The organism is uncultured Gimesia sp., from assembly GCF_963976445.1.
GTDB lineage: Bacteria > Planctomycetota > Planctomycetia > Planctomycetales > Planctomycetaceae > Gimesia.
Genome location: NZ_CAXBKP010000009.1, coordinates 41,408 through 61,507, shown reverse-complemented (window position 1 = coordinate 61,507; position 20,100 = coordinate 41,408). Strand labels below are relative to the sequence as shown.

General features: G+C 49.8%; 16 protein-coding genes. 7 read left to right on the top strand and 9 right to left on the bottom strand.

Annotated elements, in window-relative coordinates; translation table 11 throughout:
• Positions 1-18 precede the first annotated feature (18 nt).
• The 4 genes from AAC022_RS12005 to AAC022_RS11990 all read right to left on the bottom strand — a co-directional run bounded on the left by AAC022_RS12005 (position 19) and on the right by AAC022_RS11990 (position 6,704).
• On the bottom strand, positions 19-2,337 hold the full coding sequence (locus AAC022_RS12005; RefSeq protein ID WP_339731180.1) for an alkaline phosphatase D family protein: 2,319 nt from the start codon (positions 2,335-2,337) through the stop codon (positions 19-21).
• Between the two features lie 162 nt (positions 2,338-2,499).
• Entirely contained in the window at positions 2,500-4,605 is a 2,106-nt protein-coding gene (locus AAC022_RS12000) for a prolyl oligopeptidase family serine peptidase (RefSeq protein ID WP_339731179.1), read from the bottom strand.
• A gap of 147 nt (positions 4,606-4,752) precedes the next feature.
• Positions 4,753-5,811: an agmatine deiminase family protein gene (locus tag AAC022_RS11995; protein WP_339731177.1), complete on the bottom strand. Its 1,059-nt coding sequence runs from the start codon at positions 5,809-5,811 to the stop codon at positions 4,753-4,755.
• On the bottom strand, positions 5,808-6,704 hold the full coding sequence (locus tag AAC022_RS11990; protein ID WP_339731175.1) for a carbon-nitrogen hydrolase: 897 nt from the start codon (positions 6,702-6,704) through the stop codon (positions 5,808-5,810). The genes AAC022_RS11995 and AAC022_RS11990 overlap by 4 nt, the downstream gene beginning before the upstream one ends.
• Before the next feature lie 313 nt (positions 6,705-7,017).
• On the opposite strand from AAC022_RS11990, the gene AAC022_RS11985 reads away from it, so the two are divergent.
• From AAC022_RS11985 to yciA, 3 genes are read left to right on the top strand one after another with little or no spacing between them, the layout of a single operon-like run.
• Positions 7,018-8,688, top strand: a complete 1,671-nt coding sequence (locus tag AAC022_RS11985; RefSeq protein ID WP_339731173.1) for an NAD-dependent malic enzyme — start codon at positions 7,018-7,020, stop codon at positions 8,686-8,688.
• A gap of 60 nt (positions 8,689-8,748) precedes the next feature.
• Positions 8,749-10,443: a thiamine pyrophosphate-binding protein gene (locus AAC022_RS11980; protein WP_339731171.1), complete on the top strand. Its 1,695-nt coding sequence runs from the start codon at positions 8,749-8,751 to the stop codon at positions 10,441-10,443.
• A 60-nt stretch (positions 10,444-10,503) separates the two neighbouring features.
• Positions 10,504-10,914 (top strand): acyl-CoA thioester hydrolase YciA, encoded by a 411-nt coding sequence (gene yciA, locus AAC022_RS11975; RefSeq protein WP_339731170.1) that lies wholly within the window; start codon positions 10,504-10,506, stop codon positions 10,912-10,914.
• A gap of 19 nt (positions 10,915-10,933) precedes the next feature.
• On the opposite strand, the gene AAC022_RS11970 is transcribed toward yciA, so the two are convergent.
• Positions 10,934-11,122, bottom strand: coding sequence for a hypothetical protein (locus AAC022_RS11970; RefSeq protein WP_339731169.1), 189 nt, complete (start codon positions 11,120-11,122; stop codon positions 10,934-10,936).
• Positions 11,123-11,491: 369 nt separating this feature from the next.
• Between AAC022_RS11970 and AAC022_RS11965 the strand changes: the two genes are divergently transcribed.
• On the top strand, positions 11,492-11,869 hold the full coding sequence (locus AAC022_RS11965; protein WP_339731168.1) for a hypothetical protein: 378 nt from the start codon (positions 11,492-11,494) through the stop codon (positions 11,867-11,869).
• A gap of 28 nt (positions 11,870-11,897) precedes the next feature.
• Here AAC022_RS11965 and AAC022_RS11960 read toward each other — a convergent pair whose 3' ends face one another.
• On the bottom strand, positions 11,898-12,353 hold the full coding sequence (locus AAC022_RS11960) for a hypothetical protein (RefSeq protein WP_339731167.1): 456 nt from the start codon (positions 12,351-12,353) through the stop codon (positions 11,898-11,900).
• 943 nt (positions 12,354-13,296) lie between these two features.
• Here AAC022_RS11960 and AAC022_RS11955 point away from each other — a divergent pair.
• Complete coding sequence (locus tag AAC022_RS11955; protein WP_339731166.1) at positions 13,297-14,250, top strand: site-specific DNA-methyltransferase; 954 nt, start codon at positions 13,297-13,299, stop codon at positions 14,248-14,250.
• 31 nt (positions 14,251-14,281) lie between these two features.
• On the opposite strand, the gene AAC022_RS11950 is transcribed toward AAC022_RS11955, so the two are convergent.
• The gene (locus AAC022_RS11950; RefSeq protein ID WP_339731165.1) at positions 14,282-14,566 is read right to left on the bottom strand and encodes a hypothetical protein; all 285 of its coding nucleotides are present in this window, start codon (positions 14,564-14,566) and stop codon (positions 14,282-14,284) included.
• A 293-nt stretch (positions 14,567-14,859) separates the two neighbouring features.
• Positions 14,860-15,843, bottom strand: a complete 984-nt coding sequence (locus tag AAC022_RS11945; protein ID WP_339731162.1) for a DUF1559 domain-containing protein — start codon at positions 15,841-15,843, stop codon at positions 14,860-14,862.
• 379 nt (positions 15,844-16,222) lie between these two features.
• On the opposite strand from AAC022_RS11945, the gene AAC022_RS11940 reads away from it, so the two are divergent.
• Together AAC022_RS11940 and AAC022_RS11935 are read left to right on the top strand one after the other, a co-directional pair.
• The gene (locus AAC022_RS11940; protein ID WP_339731161.1) at positions 16,223-17,662 is read left to right on the top strand and encodes a hypothetical protein; all 1,440 of its coding nucleotides are present in this window, start codon (positions 16,223-16,225) and stop codon (positions 17,660-17,662) included.
• A gap of 154 nt (positions 17,663-17,816) precedes the next feature.
• Complete coding sequence (locus AAC022_RS11935) at positions 17,817-18,335, top strand: hypothetical protein (protein WP_339731159.1); 519 nt, start codon at positions 17,817-17,819, stop codon at positions 18,333-18,335.
• On the opposite strand, the gene AAC022_RS11930 is transcribed toward AAC022_RS11935, so the two are convergent.
• Positions 18,320-19,939, bottom strand: a complete 1,620-nt coding sequence (locus tag AAC022_RS11930; RefSeq protein WP_339731157.1) for a M20/M25/M40 family metallo-hydrolase — start codon at positions 19,937-19,939, stop codon at positions 18,320-18,322. The genes AAC022_RS11935 and AAC022_RS11930 overlap by 16 nt on opposite strands.
• Positions 19,940-20,100 lie beyond the last annotated feature (161 nt).

Below are 20,100 nucleotides of genomic sequence, written 5' to 3'. Positions count from 1 at the left end.
ACTTTCGGCATTATTCATTTACTGCAACTGGTTCGTGCCACCATTTTCTTTTTGATGAATGACAACCGGCCAACCCGGGAACTCGTTGGAAGCTTTGCCATCGGTCGGATCAATCAGGAAACGATAGGAATGCAGCGTATAGGTTTTCTCTTTGGGATCCACCAAGACCAGACCAAAGCCGCTCCCTTTCTGATGTGCTAAATCGTAGCGGTTCTTTTCCGTACCTGGCTCCGGATTTCCAACGGCATAGACATAAACTTTGTTGCCAAAGCCATCCAGATATTCTCCCGTGTTGGGCAAACCATGCTGCGGACGATTTTTGTGAGGCATACCGACTTCATCAGGTCGCCACCAGCGGGGATAACCGGCTGAAATCGCTGGCGTGCAGAAAGACCAGCTCCCGTCACGCTGTGCGTCGGCACCATATTGTGAAAGTGTCGTCAGATGTTGATCGCCATTGATATGCAGAGGCATCCCTTTGCGGAGAATGCGAACCGTTCGATTGCGGGCCGTCTGAGGCCAGCCCCCAGCGTCGAGGTCTGCTTTCAGATAACCATTATAGCCGCCATGATGTGTGGCAACTCCGGAAAAAACGGTTTGACTGAGTAAGACCTTGATACTGTGTCCCCGCCAGTCGTCACACCAGTGTTCGAGGAATTTTTCCTGACGCGCACCCAGTAAGTCGAGGCCCGGTTTATCCAGTTTGGATGCATCAAAGTTGGGATCTGTCACGTGGTCTGCTCTGCCGCTCCCCGTATCAACGTGTTCCGGTCCACTCTTAAACTGCCGGTCTCCCAGAATCGCAAAGCCCACGTCTCCGTAAACCATATCGCCATAATACACACTGATGTCCTGCTTAGAGGGAGCAGGGTCATAAAAATCAGGATGGTGGGCGGCACACGTTTTGTGAACGACATTCACCATCCGCGCCGGTTCTCGATAACCGCCTGTCGATGAAGTCGTTCCCTCTTTCATCTTCATGCCACCCTCTCCCCAGATATTTCCCTGGAAGACATCGTGGTCATCGGGAATACAGACCGTAGGTCGATCGCGCATCGCTTCCCCGAACGCCCAGCCATGCATGTAGAATTTACGGAGGTAATTCAAAATCGCAGGTTCAGCAGGATCACGAATCAAACCGAAGCCGCCATGATCTTCGTATAATTGATCGCCGGAGAAATACAGTAGATCGGGATCCACTTTGAGAAGATTATTCGCCACCGGTTCATAAGGAAATCCATAATCTTTCTGACAGGTCAACGCCCCCAACTTCAACGGACGTCCTGATGGATTAGAACGAATGATGCCCGTTCTCTCATTCGTGGTTTCTGTCCCATCGGTATGTTTTTCTTTGTAGACCAGCTTGAACGGGGTAGTCTCCTTTTCGTTCCAGTTCGGAACCCGAAACGTCGCGGTCCAGGCATCGGTGTCGAGTGCCGCGGTACCCAGCGATTTCCAGGCGTCCCCCTGCTGAATCAGCAGTTCAACGTCTTTGTTATCTTGCTCGCCCAGCGGTCCAGTCAGCGCGCTGATTTTCATCACGAACCCTTCATCGCTGCGGGAATCACTGAGGGTATACTGGGACCACAAAATCGGACCGAACTTATGCTCCGGCGATACCTTGAATGCCGCGCCGTCAACCGACCAGTCACTGAAGCGATACCGTGCCCCGATTTTGCGTTTGAATCGAGGATCGAAGTTGCTGACCAGTGCCACATTTCCCAACACCGCCTGCGGAGGGAACTTTTGAGTCAATGTTCCCAGAGGTTTATCAGATTCCGATTGAGTCACGAGCAAGGTGAGAGAATATTTTTCGCCATCCGGTCTGCCGACGACCGTCAGAACACAGTCTTGCATGTCCACTGGCTGTTTAAGTTTCTGTTCTTTATTTCCCAGTACCAGTTTATCGTTCACAATGCCAGCTTTGATACCGCTTTTGGCAAAACAGTTACTGCGGTATTCGTTGAGATCACTTTTGACTCCCACACGAAAACCGACGCCGCCATCCTGCTGTTTGACTTCGACCTGACTCACACGTACCGACATTGTAAAAGGCGCATTCACATTAGTCAGTTGATGTGTGACAAGTTGAATATTGCGGCTACCTGCGGTGGACTGACATTCGGCGGCGCCATCAACGATCCGCCAGTCTTCCATCGGATTGGCCCAGAATTCTTCGCCCAGCCAGACCCGATCATGGGTTTTATTCCAATGACCGATGACGGGAGAGTGACTCTTCTGCTCTGTCGCCTGAAGCGTCTCCGTTTTTTTCAGGCCGAAGAACGTGGTTCCCAGGGCAAACAGTTTCAAAGCCATCCGGCGGGTAAGCGATTGCATTTGATATTCTCCGATTGAACACAGACAGCCGAAAGCATCGGCGGTGTCAGCATGATAGAAATAAGACCAGAACAGCCATTATTAAGGGCGCAGTGGGCTTTGTCCAGCGTGGTTCGCTGAATGGAACCGCTGTTTAAAGTTGTTTAGAAACCTGAACTCTGCTCAGGGTGCTTTCACTGTCAGTTCTTCAGTCACACTCGCAGGCTGTGTGACTTTCACTTTTGTATCCCCGGCCAGTTTGATCAGTTCTGGCAAATCATACACTTTTAATGCCCCATGCACCGTGTTGATCAACTGGTTCTGTGTTTCCGGCGTTTTCACTACTTCGCCCCAGGAGGGAATCATCTGGCTCAGGTTGACCTTTGAAAACAGATCCGGCTCCAGCGCCGCCGCATGCAGCGCGGGAATCGCCGTTTCACCAATCGCCGTCAGCACAACTGGTTCTGGTTTGGCCTTCGATTGAGTTTCCGAAAGAAATCTTGTCGCCAGCAGAATGTCTTCCGCCCGCAGTTTGACCATCGAATCTCCCAGCAGATACGCCAGCGCCCATTCATGATAATTGGGACCGAGCAAACCGTGCGACCAGCCGATCTTCCGATTGTTCTTGCGCGAGGTTTCACCGATGCAGCGGATATCAATCGCCAACACCACGTCTCCCTGTTTGACCCGCTGTTCGATGGCAGCTCCTTCTCCCGCATCAACCTGTTTCCCACCGCCGTGCAGATACAGGACCAGTTCTCCCGTCCGTTGTTCCGGCTGAAACAACAGAGCCGGCAGAGGCACGCCATGACCGGGCGTGATGATTAGTTTCGTGATCTGATAACCGGGGCGTTGAAGGGTGACTACCTCCTTAAATTCCGGCCGCAATAACTCAGCAAGTTTTTTGACTCCGCTGACTTCCCGTACCTGATCACGCAGCGTTTTCAGGTCTCCACTATTCCACAACTCAGCCCGTTCTTTCGCCAGTTGTTGATTCAGACCATCATTGATTTCAAACAGCGAACGCTCGCCGGCGTCGAGTAGAATCTGTCCCGATTGAGAACACTGTAGTTCTTCATCCGTAAAGACCGGTAGATCGCCTTCCACAATCGCATTTTCTTTGTGGAGCAGCCAACGGTTCATCCAGCGAGCCGAACCTTCACGCAACTGAATCGTGAATCCATGAGGTGCGTCGGCTTCAATGATATCGACCCGCTCGGCGTATCCCATGCGTGTATAAAAGCGTTTGGCTTCGCGGAACAGTTCCCACGTCCCATCGATTTTGAACGTGCTATCATGTGTACCAGCACAAATCAGCGTCGGCTTGGGTGCCCGCATCAATGTGTAATCGGCAATGTCCATCCCATAAGCCAGCTGACCGAAAATAACCTGCTCGCCATCCTGAGGCCCGTTAAAGTCGACTAGATAACGATACATGGTCGAATAACAAACGGGCGCCGCACTCTGCACCCGATCATCAAGCGCCATGATATAGCTGGTCAGTGTTCCGCCACCCGAGTTTCCGGTACAGCCAATCCGTTTCGCATCGATGTCCGGCCGACTGACCAGATAATCAATGCTCCGCATGCCGTCCCAGATCCGATAGCGGGCCGCGTTGCTGCCGAGAGGAATCGAACTGACCGACATCAGCGTATGCTCTGCCGTACAATAATACTGCACCCGTGGATGAGGCGGACGATAGCGACTGCCGCCGCGGAAAAATTCATTCGGCTGTTCTGAGAGCACCTGATAACGCTCCCCCTGGCCGATGGGATCATAACACAGCGCCGCCATCCCGTTTTTCGCCAGCAGGATACAGGCGCGCTGGTACGCGGCAGCCGCTTTTCCATCGTGACTGTGTCCACAGGGAACGAGCACACCTGGATAAGGCGGCTTCGTATTTGGCAGATACAGGTTGGCGGTTACGTGATGACCGGGCCAGCTTTCGTAGATCACATTTTCAACGTGAAAGCCGTCTCCTTTCAATTTGCCAATCACACGCGGGTTCAAAGGCGTTCGTTCGGGGAATCCACCGATCTGAGAACGAAAGAATTCCCGCATCCGTTTCTGATAGGCGACACAATCTTCGGGTGTCTTCAGCTCTTCATAAACGGCCTTCCGTTTGGCAAACGCGGCATGTGCCTGTTGCTGCAGGGCGTGATACACCAGTCCGGACTCGGCTGCATCCCCGGTAAGATGTGGTAGGACATTCAAATCTTCCGCCGCTTCAGACAATAAGGAAACAGCAAAAATAGAAACAAACGCGAGCAGCGACAGCAGTCGATTCATGACTTTGACCTCAACAGTGGGAGTGCGGGCGGGTTGACTGAGTAATGGCAGGAAACTAAGCGTGGCAGATAAATAAACATTCCTTATTTATCGTACCTGTATCCCAACCCAGACTCAATCGATTCCTGTCATTCGAAGGTGAAATCGCTATTTTTTCGAAACAGCAGCCGTAATCTCATGGCTCAGGCAGTGCAGCGTCCCCAGCCCCCAGACGAGATCGACTGCATGAATGCCGATGACACGTAGGTTGGGAAAGAGATCGCTGAGGATACCCAATGCTTTCGCATCATTGGGATCATTAAAGGTGGGTACCAATACACAGCCATTGGTCACCAGAAAATTCACATAGCTGGCGGGAAGTCTTAAATCTTCGAAGTCGAGGCGTCCCGGCATCGGCAGAGACACGATGTTGAGTTTGCTGCCATCTTCCAACCGCGCGTCTTTCAAACAATCCAGATTCTTCGCGAGCCTGCGGTGGTTCACATCCTTTTTATTCGGTTCCACACACGCAACTACCGTCGTCGGATTCACAAAGCGGCAGATATCATCCACGTGACCATGTGTGTCGTCGCCTTCGATGCCATCCCCCAGCCAGATCACATGCGTCACGCCCAGGTATTCTTCAAAGACAGCAGCATAGTCCTCTTTCGTAAAACCCGGATTACGCACCTGTGTTGTCTGATCGAGCAGGCACTCTTCCGTCGTGATCAATGTTCCCTTGCCATTGACTTCGATTGCGCCCCCTTCGAGAATGACCGGGCGCCCCTGATAGACCACTTCGGTTAAAGGCACATTCAACGCCTTTGCGATGGCGGGTGGGACCTGCAAGTCCAGCCGATGATTTGCATACTTGGCCCAGCCGTTAAAGCGGAACTGCAGTGCCTCGCGTTTGCCGTCGCTTCGTTGCACCACAATCGGACCTGAATCGCGCATCCAGCTGCGGTTCGTCTTTTGAATGATGTACTTCACCTGTTTTGTGTTCGCGTGTGCCTGTTGGAGCATCGCGTCGACTTTCTGTTGCTGTTCCTCCGACTTTACAACCAGCAGCACAGGTTCGAACTCCGCGACCTTGCGAATGATTTCGACGAACGCCCATTTAACGACATCGTACTTTCCGGGCCAGTCATTGCCGTTATACGGAAAGCAGAGCAACGTTACCTGATGCGGTTCCCACTCGGCGGGCAGTCTGCGGATGATCTCGCTCATGGGGAGGATTCATCGTGATAGAGTTTGAGAATGTTGCCATACGCGTCAATCCGGCGGTCGCGGAGGAAAGGCCAGTTCTGGCGGACTTCGGCCATCAGATCCAGGTTGACTTCAGCGATCAGAATTTCTTCTTCGTCAGCCGAGGCCTGCGCCAGGATTTCCCCCTGCGGGCCACAGATGAAAGAGGAACCCCAGAATTCAAGCCCCGGTTGATCCGGTTCCGGTTGCTCAAAGCCAACCCGATTGACGGCCGCGACGAATGTGCCGTTCGCGATGGCGTGGCTACGTTGAATCGTCATCCAGGAATCGTGCTGCCTCGGGCCATGCTCGGCTTTTTCATGGGGATGCCAGCCGATGGCCGTCGGATAAAAGAGCACGTTGGCACCACTGAGGGCGGTAATCCGGGCAGCTTCCGGGAACCACTGATCCCAGCAAATCAGCGTACCGATTTTTCCGAACTGCGTTTTCACGGCTTTGAAACCCAGATCGCCGGGCGTGAAGTAAAACTTTTCGTAGAAGCAGGGATCGTCGGGAATATGCATTTTCCGATACAGGCCCGCTTCGCTGCCATCCGCGTCGATAATGTACGCGCTGTTGTGATACAGGCCTTCGGCTCGTTTTTCGAAGAAAGGGACAATGATGACCACGCCCAATTCTTTCGCCAGTTCGCTGAAGGCGGTAAATGATTTGTCGTATAGCGGCTCGGCGAACTCGAAGTATTTTGTGGTCTCTTTCTGGCAGAAATAAAAGGAGCTGTAAAGCTCGGGAAGGCAGATCACCTGGCCCCCCTGCCCGGCGGCGGTACGGACCCACGCGAGGCACTTTGACAGGTTCTGGTCAGGCAGTCCATTCAGAGAAACCTGCACCAGAGCAATTTTGAATTGGCGAGACATAGGACACTTTTCCGAGAACTTTGAGTGAACAGCGTGTGATCCGGCTGACGACGCCATGGGTGACCAGATCATTCCAGAGGATTTGATATTTACGATATCTGAATCGGAGTTGCAAGCAGTGCATCAGAAACTTCATCTGTTTCCAGACAGAAAATAAAGGGCTTTCCGGATTCCAGTCAGTTTCTCAAGAGTCACATCGACAGACTGACTGCTTTTCCACTATTCTATGGCTGATTTCAGAGACCCCGCAGGGAACGGTATGCGGTGGACTCATCATCAACCCACGTCATATTCACATCGGGACAACCTAACCATGAATTCAGGACGGTCTACAGAAGAATTTACTATCGAAAAACGCGGGGTTTTGCTGATTGAAGATCCGCTCCTGAATAAGGGCACGGCCTTTACTCAGGAGGAACGTATCCAGTATGGCCTGCTGGGACTGCTTCCCCCGCACGTTGATACGCTGGAAGAACAGGAAGAACGGGCGTATGAAGCCTTCTGTGATTTTCATACTGATATCGACAAGCATATTTTTCTCAGACAGCTCCAGGACGAAAATGAAACTCTGTTCTATCGCCTGCTATTGGAACACATCACCGAAATGATGCCCATCGTGTATACGCCCGTAGTCGGACTGGCGTGTCAGCGTTTCAGTCATATTTATCGACGCCCACGCGGAATTTTCATATCGTATCCCGAACGTGAATCGATGGACGCTATTTTTGAAAACATCGAACACGACGTTGATGTGATCGTTGTCACCGACGGCGAACGCATTCTCGGCCTGGGCGATCAGGGGGTCGGAGGCATGGGCATTCCGATCGGAAAATTATCACTCTACACACTCTGCGGCGGAGTTGCTCCCGCCAAAACATTGCCGATTGTGCTGGATCTGGGAACGAATAATCAGGAACGCCTGGACGATCCACGTTATATTGGCTGGCGGGAAAACCGCATCAAAGGCGCGGAATACGACGCGTTTATTGCACAGTTTGTGACCGCTGTCAAAAAACGGTTCCCGCATGTGCTTTTGCAGTGGGAAGATTTTGCCTCTGTGGATGCAGAACGGATTATTGACAAATACCGCGATGATCTGTGTACCTTCAATGATGACATTCAAGGCACGGCCGCTGTAACAACGGGAACAATTCTTGCTGCAATTACGGCCGCGGGCAGTAAACTCGAAGATCAGAACATCGTCATGCTGGGTGCCGGATCGGCCGGCGTGGGGATCTGCCTGCAATTGAAACAGGCCATGCTCGATTCGGGGCTCACTGAAGCGGAAGCCCGTTCGCACTTTTATATCATCGACCGCGACGGACTGCTCCATTCCGGTAGAACGGACCTGGACGAACTACACCAGAAACTGGCGCAGTCACCCGAAAATCTGACAGACTGGGACTGTGACGTGTCTGGTTCTGTCTCCTTCGCCGATGTCGTGCGAAACAGCAAGCCCGGAGTTCTCGTTGGTGCCACCGGGCAAGCCGGCGCTTTTTCTGAAGAGATCATTCGCGAAATGGCAAAACATACCGATCACCCGGTCATCTTTCCGCTTTCCAATCCCACTTCACGTGCCGAGGCAATCCCGTCTGACCTGTTGAAATGGACCGACGGAAAAGCAGTCATCGCGACGGGGAGCCCCTTTGATCCGGTCGAATTTAATGGCGTGACTCATTACATCGCCCAATGCAATAACAGTTATGTTTTCCCGGCAATGGGACTGGGCATTCTGGCATCGCGGGCACGTCGCGTGACCGATTCCATGTTTATGGCGGCGGCGTTTGCCTTGAAAGAGACATCGCCTGCACTCAAAGACCCAGCGGCTTCACTGCTCCCCTCTCTCAAAACGATTCGAGAGGTCAGCCGCAAGATTGGACGCGCAGTCGCAGCGGCAGCGATCGAAGACGGTGTCGCTGATTCTGTCACTACAGAAGAAATTGATCAGCGGATCGAGGAAATCATGTGGAAACCAGAGTACTAACACGCTCAATCGTATCATCGCCCAGGCGCATGCACGCATTCATCGATAGAAGGAACTTTCATGTCTGATCATTGTACTACTACCGTAGGTTCGTATCTGGCTTCCCGGCTGGAAGAAATTGGCCTGGAACACTATTTCGCCGTGCCGGGAGATTACAATCTTGTTTTACTGGACAAGCTGCTGGAAAACAAAAACCTGAAAATGATTTCCTGCTGCAATGAATTAAACGCCGGTTATGCGGCCGACGGGTACTGTCGAGCGACTGGTGGTGCCAGTGCGGTCTTCGTGACCTACAGCGTAGGCGGTTTGAGTCTGCTAAACGCGGTCGCCGGCGCGTACGCCGAAGATCTGCCGGTAATTGCCGTCTCAGGAGGACCGAATACCAATTCGGAAGCCGAGTTTGAAATGTTACACCACACACTGGGTAACTTGGATTACGACTACCAGCGCGAGATCTTCTCCAAGGTCACAGCCGAAGCAGTCACCATTCACGACCCGCGCGAAGCCCCCACGCAAATCGACCATGCGATTCAGACGGCGCTCCGTTTTCGCAAACCCGTGTATATTGAAATTGCCTGCAATATTGCTTCGGCCATCACTTCCGCACCCAATGTGCGATCATTCGGTGGGCCGACCGCCAGTGATCCAGTTTCGCTGAAAGCCGCCGTCGAACGTGCTACTGAGATGCTGAATGCAGCAACCAAACCCGTACTGGTTTCGGGCGTCAAATTGCGTTCGTTCGGTGCAGAAACCCACTTTCATAAACTGGCAGACGCGTCCGGCTATGCCATCGCCAGCATGCCCAATGCCAAAGGATTTTTTGACGAACAACATCCCCATTATATGGGAACGTACTGGGGTCCCGTCGGTTCGCCTGGCTGTGGTGAAATTGTCGATTCTTCAGACCTCTGCCTGTTTGCTGGCCCGACATTTACTGATTACACGACGACTGGTCATGCAGCATTGATCGATCCGGCCAAAGTCATTCAAGCCCGACCCAATAGCGTTGTCTTTCCAAACCAAACTTTCAGCAACGTCAAATTAACCGAATTCCTGGAGCAACTGGCAGCAAAAGTGAAATCGAATGACGCTTCAATGGTCGCATTCAAACGTATTCAGGAAGAGGCGGCACCACTCGCTCCCGGTACTCCCGAAACACCGCTCTCCACGCGGCAACTGTTTTCACGGATACAAAAGATGCTGGGTCCCGATTCGACTGTATTAGCAGAGACCGGAGACTCCTGGTTCAACGGAGTTCAACTCGACTTACCCACCGGATCACGATTCGAAGTGCAAATGCAATATGGTTCCATTGGCTGGTCCGTTGGTGCAACACTGGGTTATAGCGTCGGCGCACCGGATCGACGGCCCATCGCCTTGATCGGAGATGGCTCGTTTCAACTGACGGCACAGGAAGTTTCGACGATGATTCGTTACGGACTCAAACCAATCATTTTCCTGATGAACAATCGCGGTTATACCATCGAAGTCGAAATTCATGATGGCCCGTATAATACAATCAAAAACTGGAACTACGCCGCACTGGTGAACGTATTCAATGCGGAAGATGGAAACGGCTGGAGCTGTCAGGCCAGTACCGAAGGCGAGCTGGACGAAGCAATCAAAACCGCTGTTGCGCATGATGGTCCTGCATTTATCGAAGTCGCCATTGACCGTGATGACTGCAGCAAGAACCTGCTGGTCTGGGGAGGACACGTGGCGAAAAACAACGGACGTCCGCCTCGTTTCGCATAAATAGACCGTACCGCCTCGAACTGTGAAATTTCGCCTGACCCAAAAGAGGATTGAGTAATTATGGAAGATGCCTGCGATCTGCCAGAAGGCAAACTGATTCTGCGAACACTGGCGATGCCCGCTGACACCAATGCCAACGGCGATATTTTTGGTGGCTGGATCATGTCACAAATGGACATCGCCGGCGGGATTCTGTCGAAAGAAATTTCGGGAACCCGCACAGTGACGATCGCTGTCGAGACGATGAAGTTCATCCGTCCGGTCAAAGTTGGTGACGTCGTCAGTTGTTATGGAACGGTAGAAAAAATTGGAACCACTTCAATGAAGTTGCAACTCGAAGTTTGGGTTGAACCGGTGCTGAGACACGAAGATTCCAATTGTCCCTACTTCAAAGTCACAGAAGCTGATTTCACCTATGTCGCCATCGATCAACATGGCAAGAAAACACCGATTGTCAAACACGGCTGCTGATTTGCAGACACAAAAACGGTTACTCTTTGACGACAGTGATAATGGGATAGATCTTCATCGGCTCTGTCACCTGATCAATCGTACGAAATCCTGCCGCTTCTACAATTTGCTGAATTTCATCTGCGCTGCGTTTCACATGTTGCAAACCAAAGACACGTTTGGTTCCGTTCTGGCGTTTGCCAGCACGACGGGTCTGCTCGATCTTCACTATGGGAGGCTCGCGCGTAATATCTATGATCAACTTCGCAAACGGACTTTACGCAAAAATCTGACCACCGGAAAAACCACCCCTTCATTCAATAAATCGGCGCAGCCCGGTGAAATAGCGCGTCAATTGCGGCGAAGTGCCTGATGCATTTCAGTGAATTCCCCACGGTGATCCGCTTTCCGTAACTAGCCTGCAGGTCAGTAGATATGGCTCCTCGCTCTGATCGATGACATTAGCGGGAACTTCTCCACCCCCTTTCGAAATCTAAATTTGTCGCATTCCCGATTGGTCTATCGAAGTACTTGATGTACGGACTGGCATTCCAGTGTGTACTCAAACTCGAATCAGTTGATCGAAAGGGAAATCACAATGGCACGTTTCATTCTGTTCGTCTGCTTTGCGCTGAACTCATCCTCTCTGCTGGAAGCGGGAGAAACGCGAACCTGGGAGGGAAAGTGGAACAATCGCAAGTATAACACAACTGGGCCCCTCAAGTGTGTCGCAACATCCGATGACAAAGGAGTCTGGCAGGCGACCTTCACTGGTTTATTCAAAGGGGACCCGTTCAAATATAAAGCGACTTTTCAATCACGGGCAAACGGGAAACAGATGAACCTGGCAGGCGACGCAACAATTCGCGGGCATAAATATCAATGGACGGGTTTCATGAAAGGAGCCACACTCAACGGAAAGTATCGATCGAATATCGGCTACTACGGTGAATTCGTGCTGAAAGAGAAAAAGTAGCCGTCAGCTCATACTTCCGTTTGATTGATCAATCCGAACCCTCTTCTGAATCAATGTGTTCTTTGATTTGTTGCAGATTGGACAATCCTTTCGGTTTTCCCAGCTTCATTATGAGCTTGACCAGCAGCCAGCCCCAAAACGGAATTTCTCTTTCAAAAATGATCCGCTCAATCACCTGAGTAAGTCTGCCTTGGGGAATGATCTCATAGATCACCGAAAAATGCTCCGGCTCCTTCAGTTTCTGGTCTGCCTCTACGACAATATTACAGATCACGTTCGATGGATCATTGTCCTCAGGGACCATTCCAGCGAAATCGACTGTTCTCCCTTTAAATTCAATCTGACCAATACACTTATTGCCATCTACATTAATCGACTTGATTTTGTCATTGATCTTCGGCCAGTTTTCCAGATTACTCAGCCAGTCATGGATGACCTCAGGAGGGACATCGATCTTTGTTTTCTCGGTAATTTCAAGCTGCATCGGTAAAATCGCTCTATTTAAAATGAGTGAAGAAGCTTCTGAGATCAAGTATGCTGGGAATTGAATTTCATCACAAGGCTGGTTGTCCTTTCAAGCTGCCTGTCGCGCAATATCTGATCTGTTTCCTGAATCTGGTTAGTGACGCACAAGCAGCGAAAGACCTATCGTTGTAGGTCGTCGCATAACGGGGGCTATGAAAACAGTCAGCGAAAACAGTCAGCAAATGAGGATGCAACACAACTCAAACATCAGCCCCGGCTACCGGTTGGATCCATTGCGTGTATACAAATGAGCTATGCAATTGGGGATGCAAGAAATTCTAAATGACTTTTTTAAATTCGGTATTCAATTTTTACAAATTAAATTGAAACAAATCCTTCCTTGATCATTTCTTTCATCAAAGACCGCGCTCATCGAACTCATACAACGAAGTCCAGACCAGATCTTCTCAGATAAAGTTTCATCTCATGCGGTAAAGCTCTACAGTCAACATACCGTCAACATCTCGTTTCCATTAATGATAGCACGTACAGGAATACTCACCCACACTCTGACACAGATACCAGTTTTAAGTGGTAAATTCTAAGCTTATTTCTCTGATTCAATTTTTACATTCCGAATGCTACAAATAGCGAACATCAAAACGATCGAGGGGGAGCTCACATTAAGAGACTGGAATTTCTCTTCGAAGTAGACGTCACCAGTTTCTTGTCTTCCTGGGCCTTTAACAACAAACAACCAGTTAATGTTCGCACGTATCAAATCCCACAGAAACATCTATTCGATTGAACACAGTCAATGATCCAACTTTCTACTCTGCAGTAACTACCTGTTCACAATTCGACAAAGCTGAGATTTCAAACATTCACAATTTCTTTATACTGCCACGTACATATCTTGAAATGATTACTGTAGAGGAATCGCTGTTAAGGAAGACACGCATATGAAAAATAATCCTTTGCCACGTCTTGATGAAGATCCACAACTACGAGAGCGTTTACTTCCTCATTGTCGGCTTTCATCAGGAGAGGTTTGGGAAGACCCTGAAGGACGTCATCGTGTGGCGTGTGCGGACGCCACAAATCCCCTTCAAATCCAGGACCTGGTTCGCGATGATCGGGCCTCACTGGCAATTCATGATCCACCTTACAATCTGGTCGCCTTTGATTTACGGAATGTGGATGCATTTATCCACTGGTGTGCAGAGTGGGTCCGCCTTTCGGAACAATGCATGAGTGAGAATGCGGCGTTTTACGTCTGGTTGGGTGCAGACCAGAACCAACATTTCCAGCCGTTGCCTCAATTTATGATTCTCATGCAACAACTGGGACTGTTTGAATCGCGTTCTTTTATCACGATGAGAAATCAGCGGGGATATGGAACACAGAAAAACTGGATGGCGGTCAGACAAGAACTCTTGTACTACATCAAAGGCAACCCCTTCTTCGAAGTCCAATACACGGATATCCCCAAAATCCTGCGCGGCTATTATAAAAAGATAAACGGTCAAAAAACGGAAAACCTGGAACGAGGCCGCTCGGAATATATCCGACCGGGGAATGTTTGGGTCGATATCCAGCAAGTCTTCTATCGCATGGAAGAAAATGTATCAGGCTGTTATGCCCAAAAACCTCTTAAATCGACCGAACGCATTATTCGAGCCAGTTCACAGCCTGATGATTTCGTGCTCGATTTCTTTTCACACTCCGGCTCCACCCTGGTCGCCTGCGAACAACTGGGAAGACGCTGCCTGACATCGGACCTGGATCCGATTTACTGTGAGATCTCCATCCGCCGATTAGAATATCTCCGCGAATCGGGAAAAAGCGGCTGGCAGAATGGGCATCCGTTCGAAGATGTGCTTGAGCCGGATGAACAAATCCTGGCAGACGAATAATTTTGTGCAGCGATTTTTATTTCAGATAGAATCAATGGGAAGTCAGTTCAAAGTTGAATTCGGTTACTCCTTGATTGACCTTCGCAGATAATCCACTGGTTGCTGGATCGGCATACTTTATTGGGATCTCAACCTTACTAGATGGTTTTTCCTGTGAACCTGCCAGGGGATCTTTTTTCACAGAAGATGAGAAAACCGATACTCGATACTCGCCTACGGGAATCCCTTCTCCGTATTGGCTACTTGTAATTGAGTAGGTACCATCCTTGATCTCAGCAATAGCAGCAAAGCCGGAACTTGAGATAAAACTAAGCATCCCTTCTGATATGGGCACTGAGTTGAGTGTAACCGTGCCCGAAACGGTACTTAGCAATTCGTTCGAACTTGAGCATCCATACTGTAAACACAATCCTAACTGTAAGACGAAGATACAGAACTTTGACCTTAAATCTCTGTGTATAACCTGACGCATTGTATTCATCTCTTTTTGAATATCCGCAAAGTGCTCAGCTTGAGCATGCGTAGTTAAATGTTCGAGTCATAATCCGACAAAGCGTCTCAATGCTCTCTGAAGTATGCCACTAATTTGGCTTCAAGATCCAGCTAATATTAAAACTCGCCCAGGACTTTTCCATCGTCGCGAATAGCGAGGTGAATCAAAGTAGACTGATCGAGTGAGGAAGACAGGAAACGAACTCCCCCATCTGCGCGAAGCACAAAAGCGCCTCCAGAATGGATCGACTGAATGGAGTTGTTTCCACCATCGCGACTATTCCCTCCGCTTCCTGGTAGTTCAGTGATATAATCGATGTTGTAGCGCACCGTCGTCATATTACGAGCCCAAGGATTACTAGTAAAAGGATAGCTTTCTCCTGAAACAGGCTTGTTGGGACGACCTTGAGCACCTGGTCCAATCCAGGTCCCCCATTCACCGCTTCCACGAATGTCTACATTTTGACCACTTGGGTTAATCCCCCAATTGGACTGTTCCCCCACCACAATTGTGTTCGATGTTCCATCAGTGATGTCTCTTAATTTCACCGACGCATTGGCAATTAAGACACCGTTCTCACACGCATAACCGACACCGTTACTCACACATCGATTTCGACCAGTCGGATCGATTGACGATGTTGCTGACGCGCTCGCACCAGCGATGCCAACGTAACAACTGGTCGCGTACACACCATCTCGAACACAAAATGGAGGCAGTGTGCTTGATGGACACCAAACGATGCTCGGTGCCCAGTTTTCTAATACCGTCTTGTTAGGTCCACCAGAGTAGCCAGCGAAATCAGCTGTAACCATGCGGTTTGTAACGGTGCTTTGTTCCATTTGTGGTAATATTGCTACCCACCACGAATAGGAAAAAACACCAAATCCACCAGCTGGGAATGTGCGATGCGCGTCGTGGTAGTTATGAAGTGCCAAGCCGATTTGCTTCAAATTATTTCGACAAGATGATCTTCGTGCTGCCTCACGCGCTTGCTGCACAGCAGGCAAGAGCAGCGCAATTAAAATCGCGATAATGGCAATCACAACAAGTAACTCTATCAGAGTAAACGCGCGACGTGGTGTAGTCGGTGAGTACATGATGTTTCCTCTTCTTATTCTGAATGATAGGAAAGTAGAAGCGAATTAATTAATTCAAGAGCTGACGCGAATGCTTGAATACTTGTATCCTGTATTTATATTGACACCAAAGTATAATGTTTTGGTGTCACTGGCAACAACAATTTACTTTGACACCAATATATTTAAAAGTTTTTAATGTGGACGATTCTCTCCACTGGTCATCAGATGGCTACAAAAAACTTTACTCACTTTCTGCAATCATGTGAAAGGCAAAGAGTTACGAAACTCACATGAGCGAACCCATCAATGAACATTGTTGTGTTCTCGGAATAACGTTTTTATAATACTGATTGATTTGTGTGGACTTTTTCAGTGACTTCAGTGAGGAGCAAATGAGATGCTGGCAACAACACATCGGCAATTGGCTTTAATATGGATTTGTGGAATTTGTTTCACTCTGCTCGGATCGGTTTATTCTGAAGCGGCAGACCAGCCAACTGAAAAAGTCCTGAAAGCGGGTGCCGCCACCTGCAACATCACTCCGCCACTGGGTGAAGCGATTATTGGCGGTTTCAAACCGTTTCCTTCAGAAAAAGTGCATGATGATTTACATGCCCGCTGTCTGGTTCTTGATAACGGGGAAACGAAAATCGCTTTTGTGATCTGCGACAATCTGGGAATTACGGAAGACGTTTATCGGTCCGCTCGAAAGTTCATCGAGTCTGAAACCGACCTGCCTCCAGAAAATATCATGATGGCAGCGACGCACACCCATTCCGCGACACGCGCCAGCAGCCCCAAATATCGTGAACTCCTCTCGCGCCGTATCGCAGACTCTGTCCGTCTCGCCCTGAAAAACAGAGAGCCTGCAAAAATTGGCTGGGGAGGCATTGATGAACCGTCGGAAGTCTTCAATCGCCGCTGGTTCACAAGCAACCCGGAATTCTGTAAGAATCCATTTGGTGGTACCGATACCGTGCGAATGAATCCCCCGCGCGGTAACGCGGCTCTGGTCAAACCAGCAGGGCCAATCGACCCTGAAATCTCCTTCATCAGTGTCCAATCACTGGATGGTCGACCGTTGGCCTTGTTAGCAAATTACTCCCTGCACTATGTGGGAGGGGTTAAAAAAGGGGAAATCTCTGCGGATTACTTCGGTATCTTTTCTGAAAAAATTGGCTCTCTAATTGGTGCAAAGCCAGACCGTCGTCCCTTTGTCGGCATGCTTTCTAACGGCACAAGTGGCGATATCAACAACATCAATTTCAGTAAGCCAGGAAAGCGTAAGCAACTTTATGAAAAGATGACACAGGTCGCCGACCTCGTCGCGGCACGAGTGGCCGAAGCATACAAGAAGGTCAAATATCAGACGTGGGTTCCCCTCGGGGCTGCCAGTAGCGAATTGACTTTAAAAATTCGGAAACCCGATGCAGCGATGCAGGCTTACTTCAAGAAAGTGCTGGCACAACCGGCAGAAGCTCCGCAGTACCATCGCTACGAAAGCAATTATGCAGGCCGTGTTCAGAGGTTACTTGATGGTCCTGATGAAATGACCGTGATGCTGCAAGTACTACGCATCGGCGATTTAAGTATCGCAGCAATCCCTTTCGAAACCTTTTGTGAAATTGGTCTCGAACTGAAAGACAAAACCCCTTTCCGGGATGCGTTCACCATCGAACTTGCCAATGGCTATAACGGCTACCTGCCGACACCCGCTCAGCACAAACTGGGTGGTTACGAAACCTGGATGGGCACGAACCGTGTTCAGATCGACGCCTCAGATAAAATCATCGCGATCATTCTGGATTTGATGGGCAAATTACACACCGGGCAATAATCAAGCCAGGCCGAATGCGGGGAGTGATCTGGAGATCTCTGGCTGGGACGGGGGAAGGGTGCGCCTCTCATACAAAAATAATGAGGTTTCAAAAAAGGAACCATCGACTACAATGCGGTTTCTATCAGGCTTAACCATCTAACGGGAATCGAGTATGACCAAGCGTCCCAAACAACTGATGTATGCAGGGGGAGGAGTTTTGATTCTGGGAATCATTCTCGGCCAGTTTTTCGGTTTGACTCCCGGCATCAACACCGATTCCGGACCAGGCGAAAGCGAGACTACCACAGAATCTACCACAGAATCTGCCGCTGAAAGTCAAGCAATTCTTGCTTCCAGTGAATCCGACATCGTACCAATCCTGATTGCGCCAGAGCCTAAACGAGCCAAATCACAACTGGAAGTCCCTTTGCAGGTGCTCGACATCCTGATTGAAAATCGCAGTTACCTGATCAAATCGGCTGTTCAATCACAGGACGGTTATCGACCTGCAGAGATTGACGAGATTATTCGGTTCGCAAAACAAGCCTCAGGTGATGAAGATGGAATTCGCATCCGCGTTTACCGCAAAGGTTCTGCCCGCGTCATACCAGAATCACAACTCAAGGATGCCCTGAAGAGAGCGGGAGTCCCTCAGCAATCGATCGACTGGAAAACTCATCTGGTCGATTGAATCGTGACTTTTTTCAACAGTCCCTCTCGTTCCACTAAAACAGTGAAGGGCAGTGGTAAGGTTGTCGCCACTGTGCGGAATTCATCGCTGTTCGAAAACGATTTGCCATCAATTTCATAAATCCGATCATTGATTTTGAGGTCAGCCAGACCTGCCGGTGATGATTTTACAATATCGGAAATCACGACAACAGTGGGCTCTGCGATATCTGTCTTCCATTCAATTCCCAACCTTACAGGTTGTCCTGCCAATTCAACAGGAATGTCCAGAATTTTGTCTTCCATCATCCTTTTGATCTGCATCATGATTTTGACGGGGGCACTGCGAATCAGAGCGGCAAAACCCGGAGCAGAAACGGGGGACTTGCCATCGACTTTAATGATCTCGTCACCAACTTTCAGGCCGGCTTTATCTGCAGGAGTATTGGCCAGGACCTGGGTAATCAATAGATTTCCCTGTTCGTACTTATTTGAATTCCAGGCCACTCCCAACCGTGGCGGCTCAGGGGAATCGATGCGTGCCTGCTGATCAATGCCTGCCAGAATATCCTGGTTGGCATTTCGATATTCCGGCTTTTCACTTTGTAGAGAAAAATCGAGGGCAAGCTGGGTCAGGAGTTGTGCACACTTTCGGGTGCCTTCATAGTCAATCTTATAGGCATCGTCTTCGGGTCGGTGATAATCATCATGCTTACCCGTATGCAACATCAGAAACGGGACGCCTCTCTTATAAAACGGCCAATGATCACTGTCCGGTCGAATCGCGTTATCAAACCGAATTTTCACTCCGGTCTCACGGTGATTACATTTGACGGCACAGGACCGCAAACCAACTGAAGAACGTGAACCAAACAGACTCAACGGTTTTTCTTTCAATCGGCCCACCATGTCTAAATTGAGATAGATGGCAATCTGATCGAGGGGCACTGTTGGATGATTCACCCAGTGCTTTGAACCCAACAATCCCATTTCCTCGGCGTCCCAGAATACAAACATCAATGAGCGGCGGGGAAGGGATTTATGTTGTGCGAGTGCTTCGATTGCTTCCAGAAGTGCTGACGTCCCGCTGGCATTATCGTCGGCGCCATTATGGATCTGGCCGATGCCCCCACGACTGTTCGATGGTTTTCCATAACCCACATGGTCGTAATGTGCGCCAATCACGACGTATTCTTTTTTCAATTCCGGATCGTTACCAGGTATAATTCCGATGATGTTGCGGAAGCCGCCGTCAAACTCCTGGAAATAACCTTCATCAACCAGTCCCGGCTGAATGCCGTTTTTCTGAAGCACTCCACGAATGTATGTTCCCGCTGCCTGGCCTCCCTGAGCGCCTGCCTCTCTTCCCTCGAGCGAATCACTCGCCAGGAATTCAATATGCGATTTCAGTTCATCCACTGTGATCGAATTTGCAGCCGCTTTGTACTCAGCAGGATAACTCGACTCTGCCTGCAGCAGATGACTGCCACCAATGAGACAAAAGAGTCCTGTCAGCAACGAATACCACAAACAATTCATGCGTGAGGTTTGCGGCTTCTGCGGACGACAACATTTCTGTCGGCGATGTAAGGACGGAGATTGCGGCTGCTTCAATGATTCGTTCACGCTGAAAGACTTCTGTTGAGGTTGGGGTGAGAGAGCTTCAAAGACTACCTATTCTTACTCTTCACCTCATCTTTGGCTAGTGTGGTGTACATAGGATTCCACCATGCGCTGATCGGGACTGAGTTACAACGACTGGTATTGCATATGTTTACGATTTTTCG

Excerpts from the sequence above, each read along its gene's own strand:
- AAC022_RS12005 (WP_339731180.1), bottom strand. The coding sequence starts at position 2,337 with ATGCAATCGCTTACCCGCCGGATGGCTTTGAAACTGTTTGCCCTGGGA.
- AAC022_RS12000 (WP_339731179.1), bottom strand. The coding sequence starts at position 4,605 with ATGAATCGACTGCTGTCGCTGCTCGCGTTTGTTTCTATTTTTGCTGTT.
- AAC022_RS11995 (WP_339731177.1), bottom strand. The coding sequence starts at position 5,811 with ATGAGCGAGATCATCCGCAGACTGCCCGCCGAGTGGGAACCGCATCAG.
- AAC022_RS11990 (WP_339731175.1), bottom strand. The coding sequence starts at position 6,704 with ATGTCTCGCCAATTCAAAATTGCTCTGGTGCAGGTTTCTCTGAATGGA.
- AAC022_RS11985 (WP_339731173.1), top strand. The coding sequence starts at position 7,018 with ATGAATTCAGGACGGTCTACAGAAGAATTTACTATCGAAAAACGCGGG.
- AAC022_RS11980 (WP_339731171.1), top strand. The coding sequence starts at position 8,749 with ATGTCTGATCATTGTACTACTACCGTAGGTTCGTATCTGGCTTCCCGG.
- yciA (WP_339731170.1), top strand. The coding sequence starts at position 10,504 with ATGGAAGATGCCTGCGATCTGCCAGAAGGCAAACTGATTCTGCGAACA.
- AAC022_RS11965 (WP_339731168.1), top strand. The coding sequence starts at position 11,492 with ATGGCACGTTTCATTCTGTTCGTCTGCTTTGCGCTGAACTCATCCTCT.
- AAC022_RS11960 (WP_339731167.1), bottom strand. The coding sequence starts at position 12,353 with ATGCAGCTTGAAATTACCGAGAAAACAAAGATCGATGTCCCTCCTGAG.
- AAC022_RS11955 (WP_339731166.1), top strand. The coding sequence starts at position 13,297 with ATGAAAAATAATCCTTTGCCACGTCTTGATGAAGATCCACAACTACGA.
- AAC022_RS11950 (WP_339731165.1), bottom strand. The coding sequence starts at position 14,566 with ATGCTTAGTTTTATCTCAAGTTCCGGCTTTGCTGCTATTGCTGAGATC.
- AAC022_RS11945 (WP_339731162.1), bottom strand. The coding sequence starts at position 15,843 with ATGTACTCACCGACTACACCACGTCGCGCGTTTACTCTGATAGAGTTA.
- AAC022_RS11940 (WP_339731161.1), top strand. The coding sequence starts at position 16,223 with ATGCTGGCAACAACACATCGGCAATTGGCTTTAATATGGATTTGTGGA.
- AAC022_RS11935 (WP_339731159.1), top strand. The coding sequence starts at position 17,817 with ATGACCAAGCGTCCCAAACAACTGATGTATGCAGGGGGAGGAGTTTTG.